The 13,513-nt window shown below is 74.2% G+C and carries 14 protein-coding genes; 6 read left to right on the top strand and 8 right to left on the bottom strand.

The genetic code is table 11. From position 1 onward, the window contains the following. Nucleotides 1-2: 2 nt before the first annotated feature. Genes IRY44_RS04775 through IRY44_RS04740 form a run of 8 tightly spaced genes read right to left on the bottom strand, consistent with a single transcriptional unit; the run spans nucleotide 3 to nucleotide 7,663 of the window. Nucleotides 3-1,250: a beta-ketoacyl synthase N-terminal-like domain-containing protein gene (locus IRY44_RS04775; protein ID WP_194799248.1), complete on the bottom strand. Its 1,248-nt coding sequence runs from the start codon at nucleotides 1,248-1,250 to the stop codon at nucleotides 3-5. Further along, nucleotides 1,247-2,518, bottom strand: a complete 1,272-nt coding sequence (locus IRY44_RS04770) for a beta-ketoacyl synthase (RefSeq protein ID WP_194799247.1) — start codon at nucleotides 2,516-2,518, stop codon at nucleotides 1,247-1,249. The genes IRY44_RS04775 and IRY44_RS04770 overlap by 4 nt, the downstream gene beginning before the upstream one ends. Further along, a complete protein-coding gene (locus IRY44_RS04765) occupies nucleotides 2,515-2,925 on the bottom strand; it encodes a cupin domain-containing protein (protein WP_013286648.1) in 411 nt (136 codons plus the stop codon). Before IRY44_RS04765 ends, IRY44_RS04770 begins: the two co-directional genes overlap by 4 nt. After that, entirely contained in the window at nucleotides 2,922-3,629 is a 708-nt protein-coding gene (locus tag IRY44_RS04760; protein WP_194799246.1) for an SRPBCC family protein, read from the bottom strand. Before IRY44_RS04760 ends, IRY44_RS04765 begins: the two co-directional genes overlap by 4 nt. Next, nucleotides 3,626-5,107, bottom strand: a complete 1,482-nt coding sequence (locus tag IRY44_RS04755; protein WP_194799245.1) for an acetyl/propionyl/methylcrotonyl-CoA carboxylase subunit alpha — start codon at nucleotides 5,105-5,107, stop codon at nucleotides 3,626-3,628. Before IRY44_RS04755 ends, IRY44_RS04760 begins: the two co-directional genes overlap by 4 nt. Next, the gene (accB, locus tag IRY44_RS04750) at nucleotides 5,107-5,592 is read right to left on the bottom strand and encodes an acetyl-CoA carboxylase biotin carboxyl carrier protein (protein WP_194799244.1); all 486 of its coding nucleotides are present in this window, start codon (nucleotides 5,590-5,592) and stop codon (nucleotides 5,107-5,109) included. Before accB ends, IRY44_RS04755 begins: the two co-directional genes overlap by 1 nt. Then, nucleotides 5,592-7,313, bottom strand: a complete 1,722-nt coding sequence (locus tag IRY44_RS04745; RefSeq protein ID WP_194799243.1) for an acetyl-CoA carboxylase carboxyltransferase subunit alpha — start codon at nucleotides 7,311-7,313, stop codon at nucleotides 5,592-5,594. Before IRY44_RS04745 ends, accB begins: the two co-directional genes overlap by 1 nt. Continuing rightward, nucleotides 7,310-7,663, bottom strand: a complete 354-nt coding sequence (locus IRY44_RS04740; RefSeq protein WP_194799242.1) for a TcmI family type II polyketide cyclase — start codon at nucleotides 7,661-7,663, stop codon at nucleotides 7,310-7,312. The genes IRY44_RS04745 and IRY44_RS04740 overlap by 4 nt, the downstream gene beginning before the upstream one ends. 411 nt (nucleotides 7,664-8,074) lie before the next feature. On the opposite strand from IRY44_RS04740, the gene IRY44_RS04735 reads away from it, so the two are divergent. The 6 genes from IRY44_RS04735 to IRY44_RS04710 all read left to right on the top strand — a co-directional run bounded on the left by IRY44_RS04735 (nucleotide 8,075) and on the right by IRY44_RS04710 (nucleotide 13,454). Then, nucleotides 8,075-8,917, top strand: a complete 843-nt coding sequence (locus IRY44_RS04735; protein ID WP_370584852.1) for a BTAD domain-containing putative transcriptional regulator — start codon at nucleotides 8,075-8,077, stop codon at nucleotides 8,915-8,917. Nucleotides 8,918-8,979: 62 nt separating this feature from the next. Beyond that, a complete protein-coding gene (locus tag IRY44_RS04730) occupies nucleotides 8,980-9,327 on the top strand; it encodes a TcmI family type II polyketide cyclase (RefSeq protein WP_026267578.1) in 348 nt (115 codons plus the stop codon). A gap of 252 nt (nucleotides 9,328-9,579) precedes the next feature. After that, on the top strand, nucleotides 9,580-10,512 hold the full coding sequence (locus IRY44_RS04725) for a helix-hairpin-helix domain-containing protein (protein ID WP_194799240.1): 933 nt from the start codon (nucleotides 9,580-9,582) through the stop codon (nucleotides 10,510-10,512). 287 nt (nucleotides 10,513-10,799) lie between these two features. Continuing rightward, nucleotides 10,800-12,002: a low temperature requirement protein A gene (locus IRY44_RS04720; protein ID WP_194799239.1), complete on the top strand. Its 1,203-nt coding sequence runs from the start codon at nucleotides 10,800-10,802 to the stop codon at nucleotides 12,000-12,002. Nucleotides 12,003-12,110: 108 nt separating this feature from the next. Then, entirely contained in the window at nucleotides 12,111-12,317 is a 207-nt protein-coding gene (locus IRY44_RS04715) for a hypothetical protein (RefSeq protein ID WP_013286658.1), read from the top strand. Between the two features lie 177 nt (nucleotides 12,318-12,494). Further along, nucleotides 12,495-13,454, top strand: a complete 960-nt coding sequence (locus tag IRY44_RS04710; protein ID WP_194799238.1) for a TIGR03557 family F420-dependent LLM class oxidoreductase — start codon at nucleotides 12,495-12,497, stop codon at nucleotides 13,452-13,454. Nucleotides 13,455-13,513: the final 59 nt, after the last annotated feature.

Below are 13,513 nucleotides of genomic sequence, written 5' to 3'. Positions count from 1 at the left end.
GGTCAGCGTTCGCCGGCCGGTGGGGGCGCGGCGCCGCGCAGCACCAGCGCGCTGTTGAACCCGTCGAAGCCGCGCGCCCCGACCAGCGCGATCCGGCTGCGCGGCGGGCGGGGCCGCCGCAGGAACGTCAGCTCGCAGCCAGGCGCCGGCTCGTCCGGGCCGGCCGAGGCGGGCAGCATCCCGTGGCGGAACGCCAGCAGCGCGGTGGCCGCGTCCAGCGCGGACCCGCCCTGGTGCGCCCGGCCGGTCAGCGGCTTCTGCGTGGTCACCGGCGGGGTCCGGTCGCCGAACACGGTGTGCAGTGCCGCCGCCTCGGCCCGGTCGTACGCGGGCACGCCGAGCGCGTCCGGCCAGATCACGTCCACGTCGTGCGGCCGTACCCCGGCGCGCTCCAGCGCCAGCCGCAGCGCGCGGGCGTAGTGGGCCGGGTCCGGGCCGACCGCCGGGTCGGTGGGCGCGGCGTCGTGGGTGGCGGCCCAGCCGGTGACCTCCCCGTAGACGCGGGCACCCCGGGACAGCGCGTGGCCCAGTTCCTCCACCACGAAGACCGCACCGCCCTCGGCCGGCACGTACCCGCTCGCCGCGACGTCGAAGGGCCGGTACGCCCGCTCCGGGTCGGACACGTCGCTGAGCAGGCCGGAACGGAGCTGGCAGGCCAGCGCGTACGGGCTCAGCGGGCACTCGGTCGCCCCGGCGATCACCACGGGTGTGCCCCGGCGGATGGTGCGCACCGCGTGCGCCAGGCTGTCCAGCCCGCCGGCGGACTCGGACACGGTCACCCCGGACGGCCCCTTGAACTGGTGGCGGATCGACAGCTGCCCCACGCTCGCCGCGTAGAACCAGGCGATCGACTGGTACGCCCCGACGGTGCGGCTCGGCCCGCCCCAGAGCCGTTGCAGCTCCCGCTGCCCGAACAGGTTGCCGCCCGACGAGCTGGCGAGCGTGACCGCCCACTTGTACGGGTCGGGCGACACCTCGGGCAGCCCGGCGTCGGCGAGCGCCAGCTTGGTGGCGGCGAAGCCGAGGTGCGTCCACCTGTCCGTCTGCACCCGCTGCCGGGTGTCGCTGAACCCGGCCGGGTCGAAGCCGGCCACCTCCCCGGCCACCCGGGTCGGGTACCGCTCCGGGTCGAACAGCGTGATCGGCCCGGTGCGCCGGGTGCCCGCGAGCACGGTGTTCCAGTGCGCCTCGGCGCCGACGCCGCTGGGCGCGACCACGCCGATGCCGGTCACCACCGCACGCGCGGTCATGTCGGCACCGCCGCCAGCCGGCGGAACACCATCGCCGACTGGAAGCCGCCGAACCCGCTGCCCACCGACAACGCCACGTCCACCGGCACCTCCCGGGCCTCGTTCGGCACGTAGTCCAGGTCGCACTCCGGGTCGCGGGTGGTCCAGTTCGCGGTGGGCGGCACCACGCCGTACTCGATGGCGAGCGCGCAGGCAGCCATCTCGATCGAGCCGATGGCGCCGAGCGAGTGGCCGACCATCGACTTGATCGAGCTGATCGGCACCCGGTACGCCGTCTCCCCCAGCGCCCGCTTGAACGCCGCAGTCTCGTGCCTGTCGTTCTGCCGGGTGCCGGAGCCGTGCGCGCTGACGTACGACACGGCCGTCGGGGCCAGCCGGGCCTGCCGCAGCGCGTCGCTGATAGCCACCGCCATCTCCGCGCCGTCCGGGCGCAGCCCGGTCATGTGGAAGCCGTTGCTGCGGCTGGCGTACCCGGCGACCTCGCAGTAGACGTGCGCGCCCCGGCGGCGGGCGTGCTCGGCCTCCTCCAGCACCAGCACCGCGGCGCCCTCGGCGAGGACGAACCCGTGCCGGTCGGCGTCGAACGGCCGGGAGGCGTGCTCCGGGTCGTCGTTGTCCGGACTGGTCGCGCCGATCGCGTCGAACGAGGCGACGGTGACCGGGGAGATCGGCGAGTCGGCCGCGCCGGCCAGCACCACGTCGGCCTCGCCGTCGGCGACGAGCTGGTGGGCATACCCGATGGCGTCGATGCCGGAGGTACAACCGGTGGAGATCACCTGCGCCGGGCCGTGCAGGCCGTGCCGGCAGGCCACGTCGGCGGCCAGGCTGCTGGGCACCAGCGCCTGGTAGAGGTACGGCCCGCCGAGCGCGTGGTCGACCAGCCAGTGCCGGCCGGAGTCGCTGACCCGCACGTACTCCTGCTCCAGCGCCATGGTCCCGCCGACGGCGGTGCCGAGCACCACACCGGCGCGTTCCCGTTGCGCGTCGCTGAGGGCGAGGCCGCTGTCCGCGAGCGCCTCGGCGGAGCAGGCGAGCGCGAACTGCACGTACCGGTCGGCGCGCTGCCGTTCGGCGAGCGTGATCCCGGCGGCGTCCGGGTCGAAGTCGCACTCGGCGGCGATCTGCGACCGGAACGGCGACGGGTCGAAGAAGCTGATCCGTCGGGTCGCGGTACGTCCCTCGGTGATCGTCTTCCAGAAGCGGTCCCGGGTGGCTCCGCCGGGTGCGACGACGCCGATGCCGGTGACCACGGTACGGCGGCCGGTCACGACGGCTCCCGTGGCGGCGGTGCGGCGCTCTCGGTGTCGACGTGGCCGAGTTCCGGGCGGGGGGCGAGCGGTCCGAGGTGGAACACCACCTCGGCGGGCTCGTCGCCGGTGTTGCGCAGCCGGTGCCGCACGTCCTTCGGCACGTAGAGCGCCTCCCCGGCGGCGACCGGCACCGGCGTGTCGTCCAGGTCGACGGTGATCGCGCCGCGGGCGACGTAGAGGAACTCCTCGCTGTACGGGTGGTAGTGCTCGGCGATCCGCTCCCCCGGCGCGAGCGTGGCGACGCCCATGAATCCGGAGGTGCTGCCGACCGTCTTCGGGCCGAGCAGCACCCGCAGTTCCCCGCCCCGGCGGCGGTCGGCGGGTACGTCGTGGACGGAGACCCGGGCGGTGGTGGTGTCGGTCATCGCGCGCCTCCCGCGTGCGCCCGCTCGATCTTCTCCTTGATCACGGCGAGCTGGATCGTGCTGTTGGTGTTGATCCGGTCGGTCATGCCGGCGTTGTCGACGGGCGCGTCGGGCTTCATCGCGAAGTCCTGCGTCCAGGTCATCCGGGTGCCGCCGGGCGTCTCGTCGTAGCGCCAGTGGATGCGCATGTACTCGAACGGGCCGGTCTCGACGCGCCGGGCGTGCACCTCGCGGGTGGCCGGGTCGGCGGTGCGTTCGCTGACCCAGCTCCACGCCACGCCGTTGGAGTCCGGGTGCATGGTGAGCCGGAAGCGCACGGTGGCGCCGTCGCGGTGCAGGATCTCCGCGGTCGCGTACTCGGTGAACAGGTCCGGCCACCGGGCCACGTCGTTGGTGATCTCCCAGACCAGCGGCAGCGGCGCGGCGATCTCCACGGCGTTCTCGGTGTGCCCGGGCGGGTCCGCCTTGCGGGCCACCAGGTCGGCGACGCCGGCGATGCTGAGCTGCCCGGCCTGTTCGGGGATCTTCACCCGCCACCTGTCGGCCACCACCGCTGACAGTTCGAGCAGCGCCAGCGAGTCCATGCCCAGCTCCTCCAGGCTCGCGGCGGGCGCGCCGGCGGCGGCGTCCGGGTCCAGGCCGCAGTGCGTGACCAGGATGTCGGTGATCTCACGGGCGAGCGGGCGGTCGGGGGCGACGGTCATCGGTTCCTCCAGGTGGTCGGGCCGGCGGCGGGCACGGCGCTGACGGGGGTACGGCTGCCCGGCTCGGCCGCAGCGCGCGGGTCGGGCACGACGGCCCGCGCCGGGGGCGCCCCGGCCGCGTCGTCGGCGGGCGGGGCGAGCAGGCGTTCCACCAGGGCGGTGGTGTGCCGGGCGGCGCGGAACGCCGGGTCGCGCAGCACCCGCCGGGCGAACGGGATGGTGGTACGCACGCCGGGACCGGCCACGTCGAACTCGGCCAGCGCCCGGTCGAGCCGGTCCAGTGCGGCGTCGCGGTCCGGCGCCCACACCGCCACCTTCGCCAGCAGCGAGTCGTAGTGCGGGCTGACCAGGTAGCCGACGTGCCCGTGGGTGTCGACCCGGGTGAACGGGCCGCCCGGCGGGCGGAACCGGTCCAGCCGGCCCGGTGCGGGCGCGAAGTCGCGGTCCGGGTCCTCCACGTTGACCCGGCACTCGATCGCCACGCCGTCCAGCCGTACGTCGGACTGGCGCAGCCGCAGCGGCGTGCCGTACGCCACGTGCAACTGTTCCTGCACGAGGTCGATGCCGGTGACCATCTCGGTGACCGGGTGTTCCACCTGGATCCGGCAGTTGATCTCCAGGAAGTGGCAGCGTTCGGCCTCGTCGACCAGGAACTCCACCGTCCCGGCGCCGGTGAAGCCGACCGACAGCGCGCCGCGCAGCGCCACCTCGGCGACGGTGTCCAGGGTGGCCTGCCGCAGCGCGGGCGCGGGCGCCTCCTCGATCAGCTTCTGGTGCCGGCGCTGCACCGAGCAGTCCCGGGTGCCCAGGTGCACACCGTTGCCGTGGCCGTCGCAGAGCACCTGCACCTCGACGTGGCGCGCGTCGGCGAGATACCGCTCGACGTACACACGGTCGTCGCCGAACGCGACCTGCGCGGCCGCGCGGGTGCGGGCGTACGCGCGGGGCAGCTCGGCGGCCGAACGCACCACTGTCATGCCGCGCCCGCCACCGCCCGCCGCGGCCTTCACGATCACCGGGTAGCCCACCTCGGCGGCCACCTCCTGCGCCTCGCCGACGCTGGGCAGTGTCCGGACGCTTCCCGGCGGCAGCGGCAGCCCGGCTGCGCTCATCAGCGCGCGGGCGGTCGACTTGTCCGCCAGTGCGGCCATCACCTGCGGCGGCGGGCCGACGAAGACCAGCCCGTTCTCGGCGCAGATCTCGGCGAAGTCGGCGTCCTCGGACAGGAAGCCGTAGCCGGGGTGGACCGCCTGCGCGCCGGTCTGCCGGGCGGCCTCCACGATCGCCGCCGCGTTGAGGTAGCTGCGCCGGCTGGCCGCCGGGCCGATCCGTACCGCCTCGTCGGCGAGCCGTACCGGCAGCGAGTCGGCGTCGGCGCTGGAGTGCACCACCACCGTGCGCACGCCGAGTTCCCGGCAGGCGCGCAGCACTCGCAGCGCGATCTCGCCCCGGTTGGCGATCAGCACCTTGTCGAACATCAGGAGTCCTGTCCGGTGACCGGTTCCAGGGCGATCAGCGGCTGGTCGTACTCGACGGGCTTGCCGTCGTCGACAAGCACCTCGACCACCCGTCCGGCCTGGCCGGCGGTCACCTCGTTCATCAGCTTCATGGCCTCGACGATGCCGACCACCTGGCCCGGGCGGACCATGTCGCCGACCGCGACGAACGGCATCGCGCCGGGTTCGGGAGCGCGGTAGAACGTGCCGACCACCGGTGAGCGAACGACCGGCCGGTCGGTCGACGGCGCCGCACGCGCGGCGGGTTCGGCGGCCCGTGCCGGCAGCGCCCCGGCCGGTTCGGCGGCGCGCTGCGCCGGTGCCGCCGGGTCGTGCCACTCGACCTCCAGCACCGACTCGCCGGTGCGCAGCCGCACCCGGCGCACCGGCCCGGCCAGGTCGGCGACGAGCTTGCGGGCCTGCCGGCGCAGCCCGTCGAGCACCTGCTCGGCCTCGGCGTCCGCCATCACGCCACCTCCGCCCGGCCACCGGCCGGGGAGGCAGCCGGGGACGGTCCGGCCGCGCGGGCCGCGCCGAAGCGGCGGAAGCGCTGCCGGCGGCGGCGGACCAGCGTGGCCGGAGGGACGGTGAGCAGCGGGGCGAGGTTCGCCGCCACCGCCCGGCGCAGCAGCTCGGCCGCGCCGCCCGGGTCGGCGTGGGCGGCCGGGCGCGGCTCCGGCACCAGCTCGTCGACGACGCCGAGGCGGCACAGGTCGGCGCCGGTGAGCCGCAGCGCGCGGGCCGCCTGCGGGGCGGCCGAGCTGTCCGGCCAGAGGATCGCGGCGCAGCCCTCCGGGCTGATCACCGAGTAGACGGCGTGTTCCAGCATGAGCACCCGGTCGGCGACCGCGAGCGCGAGCGCGCCGCCGCTGCCGCCCTCCCCGGTGACCACCGCCACCACCGGCGTGGGCAGCACGGTGAGCGCGAGGATGTTCTCCGCGATCGCCGCCGCCTGGCCCTGCTGCTCGGCGCTCACCCCCGGGTCCGCGCCGGGCGTGTCCACGAGCGTCACCACCGGCAGCCGCAGCCGCGCCGCGAGACGCATCAGCCGCAGCGCCTTGCGGTGACCGGCGGGGCTGGCCATGCCGAAGTTGCGGGTCACCAGCTCGGCTGTGGTGTGCCCCTTCTGGTGGCCGATCACCATCACCGGCCGTCCGTCCAGGCGGGCGATGCCGCCGACGACAGCCGGGCAGTCCGCGCCGAGCCGGTCGCCGTGCAGCTCCACGAAACCGTCGAACGCGGTCTCCAGGTAGTCCAGTGTGGTCGGCCGGCCCGGGTGCCGCGCCGTGCGTACCGTCTCCCAGGGGTCGCGGTCCGGCCGCGTGGTCGCTGTGGGCGCGGTGGCCGGCGGGCGCGGGGCGGGCGCGGTCTCCGGGGCGCGGCGGCCCGCCTCGGCGGCGGCGAGCAGCGCCGCGAGCCGGCCCCGCAGCGCGTGCCGGGGCACCACCATGTCCACCTGGCCGTGCCGCAGCAGGTATTCCGCGGTCTGGAAGCCCTCCGGCAGCTTCGCGCCGGTGACCTGGCGGATCACTCGAGGGCCGGCGAAGCCCAGCCGGGCGCCGCTCTCGGCCAGCACCAGGTCGGTGTTCGTGGCGAAGGAGGCGGCCACCCCGCCGTACGTGGGATCGGTGACCACGCTGACAGTGAGCAGGCCCGCCTCCCGCATCCCGGCGAGGGCCTGGCTGACGGTGGCCATCTGCATCAGCGACAGCGCGCCCTCCTGCATCCGCGCCCCGCCCGACGCGGTCACCAGCACCAGCGGGATGCCGTCGGCGAGCGCCCGCTCGGCGGTCCGGGTGATCAGCTCACCGACCGCGCAGCCGAGGCTGCCGCCGAGGAAGCGGAAGTCCATCACCGCCAGCGCGACCGGGTGCCCGCCCAGCCGGGCGGTGCCGCAGAGCACCGCCTCGTCCAGGCCGGTCGCCGCGCGGGCCGCGCCGAGCCGGTGCGGGTACGGCAACTCGTCGACGAACTCGATCGGGTCGACGCGTACCGCCCGGTCCGGCAGCGGGACGAACGAGTCCGGGTCGGCCAGCTGCGCCACCCGGTCCGGCGCGTCCAGCCGCGCGTGCGAGCCGCACTCCGGGCAGACGTCCAGGTTCCGGCGCAGCCGCTTGCGGTAGAGCAGCGACGCGCATCCGTCGCACCTCGACCAGAGCTGCTCGTCGCGCGGGGCGGTCGTGGTCACAGTGGCCGCCCGGCGGTGTCGTACCGGTGGGCCGGCGCGTCGTAGCGGTAGAAGCAGTGCGCCATCGCGTCGCGCGGCGACCGCCAGGTCGGCAGGTACGGCGAGATGTACGGCCGCAGCCGCTCGCTGATCCGGATGAACTCCGGATGCCCGCGGTTGTCCTCCACCGCGCCCTGCGCGGGCGTCTCCGTCTCCAGCAGATGGACGTAGAGGTCGTGCAGCCGGTACAGCGAACGGTGCCGGACCCCGACCAGGCCGGGCAGCTCGGTCGCGTCGGACTCGGCGAAGATCTCGGCCACCCGGTCCTCGGCCGTCGGCACCACCTTGGCGACGATGAGCGAACGGTCCATTCGCGCCTCCTGGACGTCCCGGTGCGCGGCGAACCGGTCGCGCCGCACGGATTGCCACACGGTCGCGCCGACGGCGTCTACCGGGCGTCAACCGGGCCCCATCGGGCCACAAACATGGTGACGCTGCGTTGACGCAAGCTGTGCGCGAGCTATGGGAAGATCGCTTTCCGGCCCCCGGGTGACGACACTTCTTCGCAGATCACGGGCGTATTACCGAGCCCACTACGGATAGTCAGGTGACCGACCGACCGTTGACTGAGAGTAACAGGCGTTGATATTCTGCGTCTCGGTCAGCCCGGCCACGGTGGAGCTTCCGGCCGTGGCGGAGGCGTTCCGACACCGGCGTCGCGGGCGGCGGTCCGGGCAACGCGAAACGGTCGGGACGAGGGTTCCGGTGCTGGGGGGTGCGCCGTGTCGGGTGGATCGAGAATGCCGACGGCGGGCGAACCCGCCCCACGGGTGTCACTGCATCTGCTGGGCGGCTTCCAGCTGCTGCACGACGGCACGCCCGTGGTCGTACCCCGGGGGTTGCAACGCGTCATCGCGCTGATCGGCCTGCGCCCGGCCGCGACCCGCAGCCACCTCGCCGGGCTGCTGTGGCCCGAGACGCCTGAAGAGCGGGCGCTGTCGTCGCTGCGCACCGCGCTGTGGCGGCTGCGGCAGGATCCGTGCTGCCCGCTGCGCACCGACGGCGACACCGTCCGCCTCGGACCGACCGTCCGCCTCGACGTGGACGACCTGGTGGAGACCGCGGCGCTGGTCCGCGAGGGCGCCGTCCCGCGCGGCGCCGCCGGCGCCGGACGCCACGACCTGCTCCCCGGCTGGTACGACGACTGGGTGCTGCTGGAACGCGAACGGCTGCGCCAGCTGCGCCTGCACATGCTGGAGGAACTCGCCGGCAACCACCTCACCGCCGGACGGCACGGCGAGGCGCTGGAGGCGGCGCTGGAGGCGATGGCCGCCGAACCGCTGCGGGAGACCCCGCACCGCCTGGTGGTCCGCATCCACCTGGCCGAGGGCAACGCGTTCGAGGCGGTCCACTCCTTCTACGTCTACCGGGACCTGCTGCTGCGCGAGCTGCGCCTGGAGCCGTCCCCGGCGATGACCGCGCTGCTCGACGACACCCTCGCGCCGATCCGCCGGGCCAGCCGGTCGGACCCGCCGCCGCGCCGCACGGACCGGACCGCCAAACCGGCGCCGCGCGCCCCCGCCGCGCCGTCGCCACCACCATCAATGCCCCGGAGTACGCGGTGACGGCGAGGTGACAGCGCGACCGGCACGGTGAGGCCAGCACCGCGGCGGCGAGAGGGGTCACGATGAGTCGACTGTTGGTGGTCAGCCGGATCGTGCCGGGCGCACAGGGGCGGGTGGCGCAGATCTTCGCCGAGTCCGACGCCACCGAACTGCCCCACCTCACCGGCGTCCGGCACCGGTCGCTGTACTACCTGCACGACCTGTGCGTCCATCTGATGGAGACCGTCGACGTCGCCCCCGGCCTGACCGCGGAACTGCGCGACAACCCGCTCTACGAGCAGGTGAACAAGCGGCTCTCCGCGCACACCTCCCCGTACCTGCCGACCTGGCACTCCCCCCGCGACGCCGTGGCCGGCTGCTTCTACAGCTGGGACGCCGCCGGCTCGCCTGCGCCCGACCGGATCCACTGACCGGCCACGGGCGACGGACGGGGCGCCCCGGAACCACGCACGGCACCCAGGTTCCGGGGCGTCTCCCCGCCCTGTCGCGCCGCTCGACCCCGGTTTCCGGCACACGCTCGGTCATCCTCCGGGCACCGGCCGACACCGCCGGTCCCGCCGCCGTGGTCCGGCCCCGGCCTGCCTGTCGTGCGCCGCGCGCGTGTGCGAAGCTGCCCCGAGTCTTTCGCCACCGTCGTGCACGTACATACAAGGAGGTTGGCCATGCCGTCGAGCTTCGGGCAGTGGCTGTTCGTGATACTGGCCCTGCTCATCGGATTCGGTGCCGGCTGGGTGGTCGTCGGCCGCCGCCGGTCCGGCGCCCCGGCGACGCCCACGGTGGAGACCGCACCCGAGGTGACCGCCACCGTCGACGCGCCGCGTCCGGTGGCTGTGGTCGACGAGCCCCCGGCCGCAGCCACCGTGTCCGAGCCCGCCCCCGCCGAGTCCCCGACCGCCGAGCCGGCCGTCGCCACCGCCGCCCGTTCCGACGACGAGCCGGCCGCGTCCTCCCCCGCCGCCTCCGACGCGGCCGTCTCCGAGCCCGTAGTGTCCGAGCCCGTAGTATCGGAGCCGGTCGTGTCCGAGCCGGTCGTGTCCGAGCCGGTCGTGTCCGAGCCGGTCGTGTCCGAGCCGGTCGTGTCCGAGCCGGTCGTGTCCGAGCCGATGTCGGCGACGTCCGAGACCGAGCCGGTGTCCACCGAACCGGTTGCCGCGCCCGTGGCCGACGCCGAGCCGGTGACGGCTCCGGCCACCGCCGACGTGGACGAGCCGGTCGAGGAGAAGCAGCCCGCGATCGGCGCAACCATCGACGCGCCGGCCACCGAGGCCGCGCCGGTCGAGGCCACCGAGCCGGTCGCCGTGCCCGCCCCGCGTACCTCGGTCGAAAACGACGTACCCGCCGCGGCGGACACCGACGCGCCGGACGACTTCCGGCGGATCCAGGGCATCGGGCCGAAGCTGGCAACCGCCCTGCAGGACGCCGGGATCCGCACCTACCGGCAGCTCGCCGAGCTGGACGAGGCCTCGCTGCGGCAGACGGTGAAGGCCGCCGGCCTGCGCTCCGCGCCGGGTCTGGCCACCTGGCCGCAGCAGGCAAAGGTGCTGGGGGGTGCCGGCGCGGACGCCGACCGGGTGCTCCCGGCCGGCGCCGAGTAAACGCTCCCCCGTGTTCCAGGCCGGTGGTGACGATGGTCGCCACCGGCCTGGCGCGTTTCCCACCCGCCAGTACCGGACCGGCTACATCATCACCCCACCGACCCCGCCACCTCCCCGAACTGACGCATCGCCCACCAGAACCCCGAAGTGGTGACACCACCACCCACCCCATCACCCCAAGCCTGACCGGTATGCCGGAAAGCCGACCGTGCGGGGACGGGCGTCGCTACCGTCGGTGAAGGGCCGGGACGGCCCGCCGCGCGTACCGCCACCCGCAGGAGCATCTCGTGCCCACCGCAGCGCCGGAGCCCGCCGACCGGCGACCGCCGGTCCGCGATCCGGAGGCGCCGCGCCGGGTGACGCTGCTCGAACTCTTCTTCGACCTGGTCTACGTGGTGGCGCTGGCGTTGATCTCGCGCAACCTGGTCGGGTCGGTCACCTGGGAGCGGGCCGCCGAGTCGCTGGTCATGCTGATGGCGATCTGGTGGACGTGGGCGATCACCACGCTGGTCACCGACATCTACGACCCGCGGCGCACCGAGATCAAGCTGCTGATCGTGGCGGTGATGTTCGGCGCCCTGCTGATGACCACCGCCATCCCGGAGGCGTTCGGCGCCCGAGGGCTGGTGTTCGCCGGCACGTACGTGGCGATCCATCTCGGACGCGGCCTGTTCCTGATGCCCGCCGTACGACGGCACCCGCAGAGCAGCCGCCGGGCCATCCGCATCTTCGTCTGGTTCGCCGTGTCGGCCGTACCCTGGCTGGTCGGCGCGCTCGCCGCGCACGGCACCACCCGGCTGTGGTTGTGGGCGGGTGCACTGGCGATCGACTACCTGGGGTTCCGGCTGGCGTACCCGGTGCCGGGACTGGGCGCGGTGCCGGAGGCCCAGCGCAACGTGACCGCCGAGCACCTGTCCGAGCGGTACCAGCAGTTCTTCATCATCGCGCTCGGCGACGCCGTGCTGGTCGCCGGCACCGTGTTCAGCCTGCACCACTCCGAGCTGGAGAACCTGGCCGCCTTCACCATCGCGTTCGCCACCACGCTGCTGCTCTGGCGCGTCTACGTGCACAAGTCCGGTGAGCTGCTGCCGAACGCCATCGCCCGGGCGGCCCAGCCGAGCCGGTTCCTCAACACCGCGCCGTACACCCATCTGCTGATGGTGGCCGGCGTGGTGACCACCGCGGCGGGCTTCGACCTGGTCCTGCTGGAACCGACCGGCCACACGCCGCCCGCCTGGCTGGCGGTGATCCTCGGCGGGCCGGCGCTGTTCCTGATCGGCCGGGGCGCGTTCGAGTACGAGGTGTTCAGCCGGGTGTCGGCGTCCCGGCCCGGCGGGATACTGGCGCTGCTCACGATCGCCCCGGCCGGGTTGTTCCTCGCACCGGTCTACGCCTCCGCCGGGGCGTTGCTGGTACTGGCCGGGGTGGCGTTCGCCGACTACCGCCGCAGCCGGGGCCGGCCGCCCGAGGAGCCGATGCCGCCGCACTGAGGTAATCGGAATCGGCCGTGCCGGCACCGGTGCGCCGTTTGGCGGATCACCCGCACGGGGTACAAGGCCTCCACCTCGAATCCACCACGACCCCAGTGGAGGCAACTGATGCGCGGCACCTCGATAGTCGGCGTCCTGGTCGTCATCTGGCTCATCATCGGCGCCATCGCCGCCGGTCAGCGCGGCTACTACGGCAACGACGAAACCAACTGTGCGGAGGCGGGCACGATCCTGGTCACCATCGTGGCCGGCCCGCTGAACTACATCGGCGCCAACCCGAAGGTGGACTGCAAGCTTCCCGAGCCGTCGAAGTAGGCCACCACCCCCGTACCTTCCGGCCCGCGCCCGCCCGGCGAGCGCGGGCCGTTTCGTGTCCGCGGCGCGGACCGTCACCACTCCTACGGCGTCCTAGGAGGCTGGGTTCCGCCTGGTTTGCCGCCGGAACCGGTGGGAACGGCAGCGGTTCCGCGACGACGGAACGGAGAACCGGGCATGCGCATCGGCTACAAGCTCGCCTCGGAGGCGTTCGGGCCCCAGGAACTCATCCGGCAGGCGATCCGGGCCGAGGAGGCCGGCTTCGACTTCGTCGAGATGAGCGACCACTACCACCCCTGGCTGGAGGTGCAGGGCCACTCCTGCTTCACCTGGAGCGCGCTCGGCGCGATCGCCGCCCGGACCACCACCCTCGGCCTCGCCACCGGCGTCACCTGCCCGTCGGTCCGCTACCACCCGGCGATCGTCGCCCAGGCCGCCGCCACCATGGCGCTGATCTCCGACGGGCGGTTCACGCTCGGGGTGGGCGCCGGCGAGCGGCTCAACGAACACGTCATCGGGCAGGGGTTCCCCAGTGTCCGGGGGCGGCACGAACGGCTGCGCGAGGCGTTGGAGATCATCCGACTGCTCTGGCAGGGCGGCTACCGCTCGTACGACGGCCGGCACCTGAAGCTGGAGGACGCCCGCATCTGGGACCTGCCCGACCAGCCGCCGGTGATCGCCGTGGCCGCCAGTGGCCGGGAGTCGGCCGGTCTGGCGGCCGAGCTGGGCACCGGCCTGTTCGCCACCGAGCCGAAGTCGTCGATCGTCGACCAGTACCGCAACGCCGGCGGCGGGGGTCCGCGCTACGCCGAGGTGCCGATGGCCTGGGCCGCCGACGAGGAGTCGGCGGTACGCGCGGCGAAGGAGACCAGCCGCTGGGCGATCACCGGCTGGAAGGTGATGAGCGAGCTGCCCAACCCGGTGAACTTCGACGCCGCCACCGCCTGGGTCGAGGACCACCACATCCGGCAGCAGTTCTCCGTCGGCCCGGACGCCACGCCGCACGTGAAGAAGGCGCGCACGTACGTCGAGGCCGGCTTCGACCACATCGTGCTGCAGAACGCCGGACCGGACCCGGACGGGTTCCTGGACTTCTGCGCCCGCGACCTGCTCGCCCGGGTCCGCGCCCTCGGCTAGTCCCCCGTGCCCGGCCGGCCCTCGCGCTCAGCCGGTCCCCGTGCCCGGCCGGCCCTCGG

This window comes from Micromonospora sp. ANENR4 (genome assembly GCF_015354395.1).
GTDB classification, from domain to species: domain Bacteria; phylum Actinomycetota; class Actinomycetes; order Mycobacteriales; family Micromonosporaceae; genus Micromonospora; species Micromonospora aurantiaca.
The sequence above is the reverse complement of the archived record's forward strand: the minus strand, read 5'-3'. Positions and strand labels throughout refer to the sequence as shown.

What these genes read in the sequence shown, in the direction of transcription:
- IRY44_RS04775 (WP_194799248.1), bottom strand. Translation starts at nt 1,250, where the DNA reads ATGACCGCGCGTGCGGTGGTGACCGGCATCGGCGTGGTCGCGCCCAGC.
- IRY44_RS04765 (WP_013286648.1), bottom strand. Translation starts at nt 2,925, where the DNA reads ATGACCGACACCACCACCGCCCGGGTCTCCGTCCACGACGTACCCGCC.
- IRY44_RS04760 (WP_194799246.1), bottom strand. Translation starts at nt 3,629, where the DNA reads ATGACCGTCGCCCCCGACCGCCCGCTCGCCCGTGAGATCACCGACATC.
- IRY44_RS04755 (WP_194799245.1), bottom strand. Translation starts at nt 5,107, where the DNA reads ATGTTCGACAAGGTGCTGATCGCCAACCGGGGCGAGATCGCGCTGCGA.
- accB (WP_194799244.1), bottom strand. Translation starts at nt 5,592, where the DNA reads ATGGCGGACGCCGAGGCCGAGCAGGTGCTCGACGGGCTGCGCCGGCAG.
- IRY44_RS04740 (WP_194799242.1), bottom strand. Translation starts at nt 7,663, where the DNA reads ATGGACCGTTCGCTCATCGTCGCCAAGGTGGTGCCGACGGCCGAGGAC.
- IRY44_RS04730 (WP_026267578.1), top strand. Translation starts at nt 8,980, where the DNA reads ATGAGTCGACTGTTGGTGGTCAGCCGGATCGTGCCGGGCGCACAGGGG.
- IRY44_RS04725 (WP_194799240.1), top strand. Translation starts at nt 9,580, where the DNA reads ATGCCGTCGAGCTTCGGGCAGTGGCTGTTCGTGATACTGGCCCTGCTC.
- IRY44_RS04715 (WP_013286658.1), top strand. Translation starts at nt 12,111, where the DNA reads ATGCGCGGCACCTCGATAGTCGGCGTCCTGGTCGTCATCTGGCTCATC.
- IRY44_RS04710 (WP_194799238.1), top strand. Translation starts at nt 12,495, where the DNA reads ATGCGCATCGGCTACAAGCTCGCCTCGGAGGCGTTCGGGCCCCAGGAA.